The sequence below is a fragment of the Bacteroides sp. AR29 genome, assembly GCF_900217715.1.
Classification (GTDB): domain Bacteria; phylum Bacteroidota; class Bacteroidia; order Bacteroidales; family Bacteroidaceae; genus Bacteroides; species Bacteroides uniformis.
On sequence record NZ_OBMS01000005.1, the window covers coordinates 144,965 to 159,421 of the forward strand.

At 40.1% G+C, this 14,457-nt stretch carries 9 protein-coding genes; all 9 read right to left on the reverse strand.

Annotation, left to right across the window (positions count from 1 at the left end; all coding sequences use genetic code 11):
* Positions 1-78 precede the first annotated feature (78 nt).
* Positions 79-1,041 carry a metallophosphoesterase family protein gene (locus tag CSD97_RS04720; protein WP_035447308.1) on the reverse strand — a complete coding sequence of 321 codons (963 nt, stop codon included), beginning with the start codon at positions 1,039-1,041 and terminating at the stop codon, positions 79-81.
* Positions 1,042-1,180: 139 nt separating this feature from the next.
* Complete coding sequence (locus tag CSD97_RS04725) at positions 1,181-2,596, reverse strand: hypothetical protein (protein WP_035447310.1); 1,416 nt, start codon at positions 2,594-2,596, stop codon at positions 1,181-1,183.
* A gap of 49 nt (positions 2,597-2,645) precedes the next feature.
* Positions 2,646-4,235 carry a RagB/SusD family nutrient uptake outer membrane protein gene (locus tag CSD97_RS04730; RefSeq protein WP_057281456.1) on the reverse strand — a complete coding sequence of 530 codons (1,590 nt, stop codon included), beginning with the start codon at positions 4,233-4,235 and terminating at the stop codon, positions 2,646-2,648.
* Between the two features lie 12 nt (positions 4,236-4,247).
* Positions 4,248-7,364, reverse strand: a complete 3,117-nt coding sequence (locus CSD97_RS04735; RefSeq protein WP_098032009.1) for a TonB-dependent receptor — start codon at positions 7,362-7,364, stop codon at positions 4,248-4,250.
* Positions 7,365-7,402: 38 nt separating this feature from the next.
* Positions 7,403-8,584 carry an AGE family epimerase/isomerase gene (locus CSD97_RS04740; protein WP_098032035.1) on the reverse strand — a complete coding sequence of 394 codons (1,182 nt, stop codon included), beginning with the start codon at positions 8,582-8,584 and terminating at the stop codon, positions 7,403-7,405.
* Between the two features lie 80 nt (positions 8,585-8,664).
* The gene (locus tag CSD97_RS04745) at positions 8,665-10,185 is read right to left on the reverse strand and encodes an ADP-ribosylglycohydrolase family protein (RefSeq protein WP_098032036.1); all 1,521 of its coding nucleotides are present in this window, start codon (positions 10,183-10,185) and stop codon (positions 8,665-8,667) included.
* Between the two features lie 17 nt (positions 10,186-10,202).
* Positions 10,203-11,609, reverse strand: coding sequence for a sugar porter family MFS transporter (locus CSD97_RS04750; RefSeq protein WP_057281458.1), 1,407 nt, complete (start codon positions 11,607-11,609; stop codon positions 10,203-10,205).
* Positions 11,610-11,637: 28 nt separating this feature from the next.
* Positions 11,638-13,062 (reverse strand): calcineurin-like phosphoesterase C-terminal domain-containing protein, encoded by a 1,425-nt coding sequence (locus CSD97_RS04755; RefSeq protein ID WP_172793031.1) that lies wholly within the window; start codon positions 13,060-13,062, stop codon positions 11,638-11,640.
* An 11-nt stretch (positions 13,063-13,073) separates the two neighbouring features.
* The gene (locus CSD97_RS04760) at positions 13,074-14,153 is read right to left on the reverse strand and encodes a DUF4434 domain-containing protein (protein WP_035447803.1); all 1,080 of its coding nucleotides are present in this window, start codon (positions 14,151-14,153) and stop codon (positions 13,074-13,076) included.
* Between the last annotated feature and the right edge of the window lie 304 nt (positions 14,154-14,457).

Consider the following 14,457-nt stretch of genomic DNA (forward strand, 5'->3'; position numbering starts at 1 on the left):
TATTCACAGTACAAAACAGAGAAAAAAGAAACAATAATAAATATTTCATAATTACCTTTTTTGAAAGTATAATTTCTATTAATAGAAGCTGTTGGGAAAAGTGACAAAAGATTCCATCTCATTATTAGCTACGCGAATATAAGTATCAAACCTACGTTCACCTTCATGCAAAACAATGACACGAGCTCCATTAGAAGACAAATCATTATAAACAGTTTTTCCACCTGTATAACGACCATAAGCCAACAACACTTCTTTATATGCTACTGCATAATCATTATCATGATCATGTCCAACGAAGATACCCATCACATCACCACACTCCTTAACTGAAGTGAAAAAGCCAGAATTGGTAGTTGGACAACATACCATTTCTCCCTTACAACCAAACAAACGGTTTTTATCTTCCAGTAATGCATCTTTATATTCTGGGAGAGCAATATGGAAAAAAGCCAATGCAGGCAGAGGTATACCTCCGTTGTTTTCTGCAAACTTCTTACTGTGCTCACGATACCAAGCTATCTGATTAAATTTAATCCAATCATAACCCGGAACTGACTTAATTTGAGTATAAGAATGAGAATCAATGCAATACAGTAATGCCGCATCTTTATTCTTATCTTTTGAAGATTTCACAGTCAGCACATAATCCGGAACCACCTCACTTATACGGGTAGGCATTAGACTGCCTTTCTTCTTCGCAATATAGTCATAGAGTTCCGGACGGGTATGATCGTATTCGTCGTCATGATTACCAAATACGACAGCAAAAGGAATATTACGTTTGATACAAACGTCCAACACTATATCCAACCCTTTAAAAGATTCGTTAGAAACCACAACATCTCCCGTGAATATTACAAATTCGGGCTTCTCTATATCCAAGACCTCATTCATACGATCCAGTGCTACCTGAGAATTGACCTGATCATCATATTTATAATGGACATCCGTAAACTGTACTATTTTAAATGTTCTATTCTGATTGAATTTCAATGTCTCTTTTTGTCCCCATACTGTAAAAATATTCAATAAAGCCATAAGGGAAAAAAGTACTTTCTTACATGTCATAATCTAAGTCCGATAAACTAATTAATAAAAACCCAAAAAACAAAAATAGGCGGGATTATCACTCTTAAGACGAATTCCCGCCTATCAATCACCAGCTACATGTTACTTCTTATTGGCGATACCAAGTCATCTTATACATGCGTATTGTTGTTTGGGATGTATCACCACCAATCACACAAGTTGCAATATAAATATCATATCCAGTATCTGTAGGCACAATGGCAGTAGTCAAATCACCCCAAGAGTTATAACTTGTAGCATAAGGAGACCATTCACCCCTGAATAAACAGAACTTATCATAACCTGCATCATCAGGTCCCAATTCCATCTTAGACGGGTCGGTAATATCATAAACACTCAATGTAGAAACGCCACCAGACCAAGTGTCCGCTTGCTGGTCGTTCAACGCTAAATAAGTCTCGTTTTCAATATTGAACACATTAAATCCTAAGATGCGATACTCGTGATTGTCTTGATTCAAAGACGTAATTTCATAAGCCGGAGTAAACATACTAAATTTAGCTTTATAAGCAGCGTCATCGCCGGTAGCGCCAGAATAGCGATTATAAGCAATATAATGCTTAGAATCATCTTCAAGAGTTGCACGTTGTATCATTGGAGCGCTGGTCCAATCGCCACCAGCAGGGCCATAACGAAGTACATTCGGTTTTGCATCAGGAGTTACCAATTGACCATCCTCCAATTTCCAATAATAAATTTCCATATTATGAGGACACATACCATAAATATAAGCTACTCCTTTAGTTACATCCCCCTTCACACTCATGTTATAACCCAAATCATCGGGACATCCTGCATCAGCTGTCCAATTCAATAGATTAATATGTTCTTGAGTCTCCTCTGAATAGTAATAGACCATAAATCCTGCACCATAAACATTTTCACGGTTTGTAATCAAATGACCGGCATCATCTGTACGAGCTCTCATCATAAAGGTACTTGCTGCAGGGATTTCCTTCACAAACTCACCGCTATTTCTATCATACAATTTAATAGGAGCATTGTACTCTTGAATAGCCAAGTAGTTCTGATAGAAAGCCAAACCGGTAGTATTAGATGACATATTCAGTAAAGCGGCATTTTTCTCCCATAATTTAGCATATTTAGTCTTCGGAGGAGTAGGCACTACACGAATCGTGTTATGATGCTTATTTCCCAATGCATCCACTACCGTTATAGGATAAGGATTTGTAAAATCCATCTCACCACCAACCGCAGGAGTAACATAACAATTGTGTTCTACATTCACCATGCAGATAAGACGTGTTAGATCCAACGGGGTTTCATCTGTCGTAGGTACCTTAACAATAATCTCTTCATTTTCTTCATAAGGTCCAGTCTTGGTGGCTGCAAATTTCGATGGATTTCCCGGAATCTGTATGGTAACACTCATCAGTCCGTTCACTTGAGCAGTACGGCCTGTTTCATAATCAGGAGACTCACACGATGCCAATGTAGCCCAACACAAACAAGCGATTACTGATAATTTACTTAATATTTTCATGGTTAATTTTTATTTTCAAGTTAATACATTCAGCAAATAAATTGATTTTTTACTTCCATTCATCAAACTGTTGAACTGCTTCATTCTGTTCTATTTCACCAAGGGGTATAGGGAATCTGGCATAACGTTCTTCCCAAACACGGGTCTTGCCGCCATCAATATCTACAACTTCGTATGTAAATTCATTATCACCGACCTTAATCGGCTTCACTCCATGCATACTTGTACCGTTCAGTACAGTAGATGCCAACCCCCAACGGCGAAGATCCCAAAAACGATGGCCTTCAAAAGCCAGTTCAATCTTTCTCTCATGGCGAAGTAATTTCATGAATTCTGTTTGGGTAGCAGCCGTTAAATCCTTAGTAAAACCAGCTCTTCTCCTGACCTGATTTAAAGCATCTAAAGCCTCCGGCAACTTATCCTGCATCGCCATGGCCTCTGCATAAATTAACAGCACTTCAGCATAACGCATATAATAATAAGTCAAATCTCCCTGACCAGTAAAACTCGTGCCTTTGGGTTGAATGGCTTCTTTCATCAACTTACGCATGTAGTAGCCTGTACTGGTAGTACCTCCTCCCAAGCCAAAACCATCCTTACTACCCTCATAAGTATATAAAGTTTCCCCTTTCCATTGACAACCGTTATACAAGATTGTTGCATAAAAACGCGGCTCACGCCCTTCATAAGGATTAGCAGCCATCTCAGGATTATCCCAATCAAATTCACTACCATCAGCCATTTGATAAGAAGAAACCAAATCTTCTGTAGGAGAAATCTCAGCATAACCACCATCACTTGGCGGACAATAGAAATAATCAAAAGAATAAGTGAACTTATCCTTCAGATATCCGAATTCTATGACACTTTCTTTATTTTCAACCGGCACCAAACGCGAATTGGTAAACAGTTTACCGTAATCTTCATATAGCTCATAATCTTGGTTCATTACCTGAGCTGCTGCATCAGAAGCTTCTTTCCAACGTTCAGCATATAACATAGCACGAGCCAACATACCATAAGCAGCACCACTGCTCAAGCATCCCAATTCCACTTTATCTTTTGTAGGCAAATGTTCGGCGGCAAACTTCAAATCCTCATAAATAAAATCCCAACCTTCTTGAGAAGAACAAAGCGGATGATTTTTCTCACCTAACACAGGAAGTTGTCTATAGATTATATATTGCCCACCATAGCATTTAGCTAAATTAAAACAAGTTACACCACGGAAAAAGCGGACTTGTGCTTCAGCAAGTGTAGCAATCGAGTCTGAAAAATTAGTTCGATTCTTTTCTAGATTCTCCAAAAAACGAGTCAAAGACAATTGTGAGGAGTGGCTCCCCCCCCAAGTATCAAACATATTACTAGTAGTTGTTATAGGCATCGAACCAAAAACGAATTGATTATAATCAGATACAGGATTATTCTGCTTCAACATATCAGTACAAGCTTCACCTCCAAGTCCATAATAACCACCCACCAATGAATAATAACCATTGATATAAGTAATCAAGTTAGATTCATTCGACCAAATAATATCAGAAGGATATGAAGATGTTAATGTTGGATCAATATCACAACTACCCAATATGAAACAAGTAGAAGTGAATACCGTTAATATTTTCTTTATAGATTTCATCTGATTAAATTTTTAGAAAGTAATGTTTAAACCAAATTCATAAGTACGCTGCTGAGGATAATATCCTTGATTTACTCCAGGCATTTCCGGATCCATATAATCCAGTCCACAAATAGTCAGCAAATTACCACCACTCACATAAGCACGAATAGTTCTAAATCCAGCCTTTTCCGTCAATTTCTTAGGAAGTGTATAACCTAACTGAACTGATTTCAAACGTAAATATGTACCATCTTTTACCCACCAAGAAGAGAATTTTCCACCATTATCGCGAGCCTCAATCCCTAAACGAGGAAATTTTGCATTGGGATTATCAGGACGCCAAGAGCCTTCCACCAAATAATAAGGGGTATTTCCATCAGCATAAAACGGACGGGTATAGAACGTATCGTCACGAATTCCACTATCATAAATACCGCATAAATTCACATCGAACATAGCAGCTCCCTGCCAGAACATACTGAAATCAAATCCCTTCCATTCAGCTCCTAAATTTAATCCAAATACCATTTCCGGAATACTACTACGACCAATGGGTACCATATCTTGATCCCAAGTAATCTTTCCATCACCGTTAATGTCTTTCAATTTAATATCACCTGGTTTTGTATTTGTAGACCCTTCAAACAAAGCGCTGTGAGCTATTTCTTCTTCCGATTGAAATAATCCTTCTGCAACGAATCCCAAATAGCGTCCCATACTTTGCCCTGTAGCACGTTTATAAATCGGCACATTAGCATCTTCTGTAACTTTCAAGATTTTGTTACGAGCCCATGACAAGTTGCCTCGTACATGATAATTAAAATCTCGAATTTTATTATGGTGCGTCAATACCAATTCAAAACCACGATTGTCATGTGAACCATAGTTAATATATCCCGGGAAGTAACTGCCTAAAGAAGGTGGAAATTTCCCAGACTGACCTTCCAGAGAACGAGTGGTCTTCATGTAGAATACATCCAATTCAAGCCCCAATAGGCCATTCCACATATTAGACTCAACACCAATATTATAGGTATCAGTCAATTGCCATTTCAAATCCGGACAAATAGGCCCACTCATACCTATATCTTTCAAAGCATTAGTACCAAATACGACTACGGGGTCAGCAGATAAGGTTGCTGTAGAAAAATAAGTCATAGTGCTCTCAATAGCACGATCACTACCTAAACGTCCTATAGAAGCACGAATCTTTAAATTATCCATAAAAGGAACGGCTTCTTTAAAGAAATCTTCTTGAGAAATTCGCCAACCGACAGAAACGGCAGGGAAAAAGCCCCAACGGTTATGAGCCGGAAGTGCAGTAGAAGCATCCACACGTCCTGTAAACTCAAGCAGATACTTTTCATCATAAGCATAATTAAAACGCATAACATAGCCTGCACGTTTGTCATTACTATGACTGCCCTTGACTAAATTTTCGCTGACTTTCAAACCGTAACTCATATCCATTATATCTGTAATCGGAAAATCCTCCCGTCCAGCAGATATTCCTTCATAATCTTCTCTGGCATATTCATACAAGAACAAACCTGAGACATCGTGCTTACCAAATTTATTAGCATATTCAATGGTAGGTCTTATCGTATAACGCTGCTGGGAACCGTACCAGTGTGAGACAGATGCCATTGAACAGATACGCCCTTTTTCAACATTACCCTGATGTGTCGTTTGATTCCAAGAATAAACATTATACGGTGTCATTGCAGCTTTCCTCATTGAATGACTCTTCAAAAAAGCAGCATCCAATTTTGCTGAAAGCCCCTTGATAGGCAACTTATAACATAAAGAAATATCACCTTGAAACTTAGTAGTCTTACTTGATTGATATCCAGACAAGTCTCTGGCACCTAAAGGGTTATTATTACCATTACCTGCTGTATTTTGACTTGCTATAGGCATACCGTCTTTGGTATAAGGCCTCAAATAAGGATAAGACAACATCGCTTGTTGGAATACTCCCGCATAAGCATTCGGACCAACAGAAGCACCCGGTGAACGCTGGTCATCTACAAACCCAGATAAATTCAAAGAAAAATCAATATTATTAGTTACCTTAGCATCCAAGTTTGAACGGAAATTATACTTATCATAAGATGTGTTTTCGACAATACCTTCCTGATTATAAGCTCCCAAAGAAGCAAAGAACTTGATACGCTCATTACCACCAGAAACAGAAACCGTATTCGTATATGTAGGAGCTACATTTTTAAAAAGCAAATCAAACCAGTCTGTATTACCATAGATCTCTTCATCCTCTCCAGGATTATTTATACGTTCAATATCTTCGGGAGAAAAACGTAAATTCTCCTCAGCTACACCATCCATCAACTGAGCTTTATTATACCAATAGGCATAATCCGGACCATTCAAAAATTTCGGAAAATTAGTATTCTGGCTCAACGTAACGGAAGAATTCAACGTTACAGTCGGTTTTTGTACAGTACCACGTTTTGTCGTTACCAAAATTACACCGGCAGCAGCACGTACGCCATACACGGCAGCAGCTGTGGCATCCTTCAAAATAGTAACTGATTCTACTTCATCTGGAGAAAAAGAGGGAAAATAATCTTGTATCACACCATCCACTACTACCAAAGCGTTACCGTCACCAGCACCTGTACCACGAATATAAAGATTTGAACCATCCTGCCCAGGCTGTCCACTGCTTTGTTTAGCAATCAACCCCGGAATACGTCCAGCTAACATATTAGAAAGTGTCCCGCTTGGAGCCTTCTTCAACTCTTTGTTACCCACTTGAGCAATAGAACCTGTTACACTGATTTTTTTCTGTGTGCCATAGCCTACTACCACCACTTCATCCAACAATTCGGAATCCTCTTTCAAAACCACTTTCAAAAGCTTTCTATCTTTCAGAGCAATCTTTTGAGTAGTATATCCTACATAAGAAAAGGTTAATGACACTTTAGTATTGGGCACAGTAATCGTAAAATGACCATCCACATCTGTCACTGCACCAGTCTTGCGATTCTCTGTAAAAACAGATACACCTATCAACGGATTATCCATCTCGTCGAACACACTACCCTCTACCTTCACTTGGGCACTTGCACCTAAACTTACCAAAGTGAACAACAAGAACAGCCAACAAAAATACTTGTTTTTCATTTTAACTAGAATTTAAAATCGAACAATTGAATTAGTTTTTAATATTGTTTATCCAGAACAATCTCTTCCAAGGTCTTCCAGCATTGATAGAGCCCTCTGGGAACATGGAAACAACCTTTCCACTTGCCACCCTTCAAAGGCAACAGAACTTCACCTCTACGATTCAAATAGCCAAACCATTCCGGATATTCTTGATCCTTGAAATGCGTCCATACATAACCATGTACTTTTTCAAACCACTCCAAACATTTTTCGTCTCCGGTCAACCGATAGCCTTTAAGCAATGAAATCAGCGTCTCTATATGCACCCACCAGAGTTTCTGATCCCACTCCAATTGCTGGGGAGGGAATCCCTTGCGATCCATAAAATAATAGATACCGCCAAATTCATTATCCCAACCATATTCCAACATCTTCAAAGCCGTGTTCTTAGCCTTCATTATCAATTCCGGGCGTTTCAACCGCTTACCCAAATCCATGATAAACCACATGGCTTCAATGGCATGCCCCGGAGTAACCTGACGTCCTTCAAAACAGTCTACCAAACTATTGTCGCCATTCAGGCTCTCAACAATAATTCCTCCAAGTTCCGGACGCAAGAACACCTCCATCACCTCGTGAATGCACGTATCCATTGTTTCTACCAAAAAATCCTCGTCAAGCAAATGCTCTATTTCTAATGCCAGGTTACATAGAATCATAGGCAAAGCAAAACCTTTAAGGTTTCTTGTTCCCAGATGAAGCTTATTCCATTTTCCTTTCGGATTATCGACTTTCGACAAAACAATGTCAAAAGTCTTTTTAGCTATATCCGCATACTCTTGGTTTTCGGTGGCCAAACTCAGTTGCCCGAATGCCATCGTTGCAAAAGTGTATGAAAAGATATTATAAGGCTCTACCAACGGATGTCCTGCACGATCCAATGAAAAATACCAGTTGTAATTTCCATCGTGCCCGTATTTCTTCAAGAACTCACCACCCTGAATGGCACAATCAAGCCACTCCTGACGCTTCTCCACCCTATTGTAAAGCATGGAGAACATCCATACTTCCCGACCTTGCAGCCAGATAAATTTATCCGTGTCGAAAATATTCCCCTCCCGATCCAGACAAGTAAAATAGCCACCGTATTCGGTGTCTTGGGAATGATCCAACCAAAAAGGAAGAACATTATTCATAAGTTCGTCCTTATACTGATTCGCCAATTTCTTAAGATCCATCATCTTCTTTCTTTTTTAAAAAGCAGGGCTGGAAACGTTATTTATCCAGCATGCATCTAAACCAGCCCTTTACATTCACATTATTTATCTGTTGTATAAGAAATTATATTTCTCACCCAAATATCAGCTCCTTCAACGGGGTTTACCCATTTACAAGTCACTGCATATTTACTATAAGGCTGTACATAATTAAAGAACAGCTCATGCTTACGGTGATTATACTTCAACGGAAGCTTGCATACTTCAATCAATCTATCATTGAAATAAACCTCCAACTCAGCAACATAATCTTCGGGCACATTCTCACCTTTCAATTCACCTTCAATTACAGCTCCTACACCTTCAAATTCGAAAGTTGGGAAATCAGCAATCCAATTCTCCACTGCCACTTTCTTATCAAGCTTCAAACCTTCGAAACTAATTTCCAGTTGCACTGATTCCGGCTCTTGGAAGTGGATAATCACTTCATCACCTCCAACTTTTCCACCGTTTTTTTCTATCATTTGTAAAGCGTGCTCAAAACTCAATTCACAACCTTTATTAAAGCTCACCGCATTATTAAAAGGAGTATCCGCGACCACAGTCAACTCTTTTCTGAATTTCTCGGGAATGCGATTATACCCAATCATTGTTCCCAAAATTCCCCCGGAAGAAGCCGGATTACAATCAGAATCTTGGCCGGCACGTGTAGAAATATCAATCGTCTTCTCAAAATCACCTTGTCCATAAAGCAATCCTAAAATGATATACGCACCATTTACACAAGTTCCAATATTAGCAGGAACTTCTACACAACTGGGACAATCAATATCGCTACTTCCCCATTTCTTCTCTATTTCTTCCCAACATTTCTTCCAATCCTTTGGATATTGCTTATACCAGTTGATAACATCAGTCATACACTCATAGAAAGTAGTCTCTTGAGGGATAGACTTCAACGCTTCTGTCACAACATACTCAACATCATCGCTCACATAAGCCAAAGAGTACATGGCTGCTACATATACACCACCATACCAGCCATCGCCATACGCCATGATGTGTCCTACACGATCGCAAATTTCAGTAGCACTATTTACCATACCTGGAGCCATGATACCTGCAAAATCCGCTTCAATCTGAAAATCCAGACAATTGGCATGGGGATTATTTTTCCAATGCCCGCTGGCAGGAGGAGTCAAGCCATGAAGAAGATTGTAACGGGCCATCTGATTGGCATGACACAAAGGGTATTCTTTAGCCAAAAAGGCTGTGGCAAAAGAATCGGCCGGAGCATCCAAACCGCATCTTTCAAAAGTCTCCACAAAAGTCAGGTCGACATATACATCGTCATAAAGGCCGCCACCACCATCGTACCATTTTTTAATTTCACCCGGTCCCCAAGGCATCACTATCGAATCCGGAATCATAGTAGACAGATAGCGGAACTCTGTAGGACCTCCATACGTACAGCCGATAACCTGACCGGCCCAAGCACCTTTTACTTTATCAAACAGAGCATCTTTTGATAGAGTAAGATTCAAATTCTCGTTTTGAGAACCACCACATGAGCATAAAGTTGCCACCAAACAACCACTCAATAAAATTTTTCTAATTTTCATCATATCTATTATTAAGGTCAATTTTTTGTTTTCATCCAATAACGTTCAATCTCTTCCAATGATTTTCCGGTGGTCTCCGGCACCAGTTTCCAAACTATCAGCATGTAGGGAATACACATGGCAGCAAACAGGAAGAATGTTCCGGCGGGGGTAAGATTTTGGAGCATCCAGGGGGTAAGCTGCCCAATCAAGTATGTACCTATCCACAATGCAAAACCGGCAATGGACATGGCCAGTCCACGCACCCGGATTGGATACATTTCGGAAAGCAATACAAACACGACTGCGCAAATGGAAACCGCACAGCAAAACACATAGAACAAAAAGAAAACTAGCAGGAATAGGCTTGAAATGCCCCATGATTCTCCGGCAATAAAATAAAAGCCTATCAATACCAATGAAAGAATCATGCCTGAAACACCGTAATACACCAATTTCTTACGACCCACTTTATCAATAATGGCAAGAGCCAGTACAGTAGTCAGGGTATTGACTAGCCCCACCAACACCTGATAGAACAAGGAATCGCCACCGGAAAGGCCAGCCCCTTCAAAGATGGAAGGACCATAATACAAGACTGCATTCACTCCCATAAACTGTCCGAGGATGGCTATACATACACCAATAATAACGGCTTTCATAATACCCGGCGACAAAAGCAAGGACCACTCTGATTGGGTTTCGGAAGTAAGAACAGACTTCGTTTCGTTCAATTGCACCAACGCTTCTTTGGAAGAGCTGTAAATGTGCTCCAAAATATTGACCGCACGTTCTTCACGATTGCGGACAATCAGCCAACGCGGACTTTCCGGAATAAAAAAGACAATGGCAAAGAACAGCAAAGCAGGCAAAGTCTCCATTCCCAACATTCCTCTCCATACTTCATTCACAAAAATCCAGTTAAACCAGCTATCGGCAGCTCCTGCATGGGTCTCAGCATACATAAGCAACTGATAATTCATTAGATAAGCTCCTAAAAAGCCAATGGTAACCGCTAATTGATAAAGTGATACCAAGCGTCCACGATACTGAGCTACCGACACCTCGGATATATAAAGAGGGGATACAATGGAAACCACACCGATACCTACACCTCCGACAATACGGTAAACCACCAACTGATTGAAATCTGCACATACCGCACAACCGATAGCAGACATGGAAAAGAGTATGGCCGACAGAATCATGGTACGTTTACGACCAAGCTTGTCACTTAAAATACCAGCAAAGAGCACTCCTACAATGGAACCTATCAACGCACAGCCCACATACCACCCTTGCGACATGGTATCTAAATTAAACTGAGCGGTTACCTTGGCAATGGTACCGGAAATGACTGCTGTATCATATCCGAAAAGAAATCCTCCCAAAGCAGCCACAACAGACAAGAAAACTACATAACCAATATTGACCGAAGATTTCATAGTATAAAATTTATCGATTAAATTCAAATTATTCTTTTACAAGTTGCTTATAAACAGTACCGAAGCGATCGGTCACCAGTACTTCTATGCGAGCCTTTTTATCTTTAGGAACAGCCTTAAACAAATGATTGGTAGGAAAAGCATTCACCCAGAGTGCACCCATCTTTTCACGATCGGAAAAAGCTTCTACAGCAGCCGGATCCAAACCTTTACAACGGGTCATCTCACCCATACAAGTACCATTCTCGAACCACTCTACCTTCCACTGCTCATCCCAATTCCAGACATTGGCCAGCACTTCTTCGGGAAACTCTTTCGAACTACCCGGAGCATAAGCCTGAAACTGGTATTCCAGCGGATAATCTACCGCTTTGTAGTGCCACTTCACCTGATTACCATCTACCTCATAAAGTCCAAAGCCTTGGGGGGTACCGTCAGAACAAAGCATGGATTTCCAAAAACCTGCACATACAGCAGCTGTATTGTGTTCCATTAACCGGTCGTTGAACACCACGTTACCGTTCACATGGGTATGTCCGGTAATGAGGTGTGCCTCATGGTCTTTCAGCAAATCATACAGACTATTGGCATTGCTTGTCTCGTCGGGTAGCAAGGCATTGAACTTGATGTCCTTGGTAGTGCTGGAAGGAATATGCATCATTACAAATACCAGATGATCTTTCGGCACCAAAGCCAAATCTTTCTCTATCCATTGCAGTGTACGTTCATCAATGTAACCTATATAACGATAATCCCTATTGATATAAAAACAATTGTCTAGTATAATATAATGTGCCTTTCCACGATTGAAAGAATAATAAATGGGACCAAAATAGTCCTCATAGGTCTTGTATGAATGTTCAAAAGAACGTACACCCATTTCCATATCATGATTTCCTATGATACGGTAAACAGGCAATCCCAGACCGCCAGACACTTGAATGTAATCTGGGTATAAACCAGGAGTATTACCCACAATGTCACCACAATCCAACACGAAGGCATCACGCTCCTTGGCATACTTTTCCATAAAGGCTCGTGCCTTACCTACATAAGAACGATAACTGTCTAAATGCTCCTGACAGCTGACTTGCACATCAGTCTGTACCATAAACACATGCTTCATATCATCTTTCAGATTCCTCTTCAATTCAAAATCATACTTTAAACGGCCTTTCTTAAGCGGGAAAAAGAAAGCGATATGCCCACCACCCTCTTGCGGCAGATAACCTGCAGGCGTGGAAAGATATACAAACCGAGCATCCCGGTTGCGCGGCAACTCATAACGGCCCTGAGCATCAGTCAGCACCACGTCAAAACCATCTGTCACCACAACACCAGCAAGCCCTTTGCCTTTACAGGTCACCACGCCTTCAACGGGATCTGGATAAATTGCAGCCTGCATGATTGAGACAACCAAGAACAGACAACAACTGCAAAACAATCTGAGCATAAAATTCATAATCACTTAATATTGAAATATTCCTTATACCTATTATACAAGTGTCCTGCCTGCAAATATGCTGATTGGGGACTCATAAAATGAGAAAACTCAAAAGTGATGGCCTTGTCATAACCGGCTCGCTTGGCAGCCTCCAGCTTCATCCGTAACTTGTCAAACTTAATAGGCAAAAAGTCGATGGGCATGTCACGATCAAAGGTTTCAGCGTTTGTCCAACATTTCATGCCATACTTATCAGCCAGCTTTTTGTTCACCGTAAAGAAAGCATCCAGTTCATCGTAATCGATATGTCCGTCCTGAAAAGCACAGGCGTCAACCACATCATGAATGCCATCGAAAATTTCATTCCACTCCCTTTCATGCTCCTGAACAGAAACCGCATTCTCCTTTGTCAACTTATCTGTACCCATCACGGCCTTTTTCCCGTCAATCCACGGAGAAATAAAAGTCGGCAAACCGCCGGAGACATCCTTGCATTGTTTGCCCATCGCATGAAAGGCATCAATGGCACCCTTCGTCTTACGGCTTATCTCACAACTGATATACCATCCGCCGAAACTCTTGTACTTCTCACCGTACCTGCTCCACACCTCATCAATCACATACTTGTTATCCTCAACCTCCCACGAAAGGTCACCGGTATCCCAGTACTTGCCCGAATCATATAAACCAAAATAGAACTTCATGTGATATTTCCCCGCCAGCCGAAGGAACATGTCCAACAAATCGACGGAAGGCATATAACACCCTTTGCCCAGCAAATGCGCCGAAGGATAAGTAATGAATTTGCGATAACCCGACCGGATCATTATGACCGTGTCAATTCCAATACTCTGCATATACCGGAAATCCTGATCCCATTCCCTTTCCCCCCAATTCTGATGGGGAATATCATGGGATATCTCATCCAAGAACGTGCCGGTAATTTTAAGTGCATCGCCCATGGGAACTAGCATGGAAGAGGCAGACTCTTGAGAAAAGAAGCAATCCCCATCACCCTCTCGCCCCAACAATGAAGGGGCCATGAATGCAGACGCACCGAACAAAGCGGTCCTCTTTAAAAAATCCCTGCGTGTTTTCATTATTAATAAAATTAAGATCAACCATTATATATTAAACCTATCGAATACACTTTTTTAAGATAAAAAATCAATTATGTTTTTCATTGTTTTAGATATTAATTGTTATTATTCAATTATCACGCTGCAAATATAGATATATTTATTATATTTGCAAGACTTAATAAAGTATTTAATTAATATATAACCTACAATTAATATATATTAACGCGTAATTACAAAACAATTTACATAATAACAAATCAAATACATAATATTTCAGAATAATAAATCCGTATTTATTAATATAATAAACAAAATAGAGTAA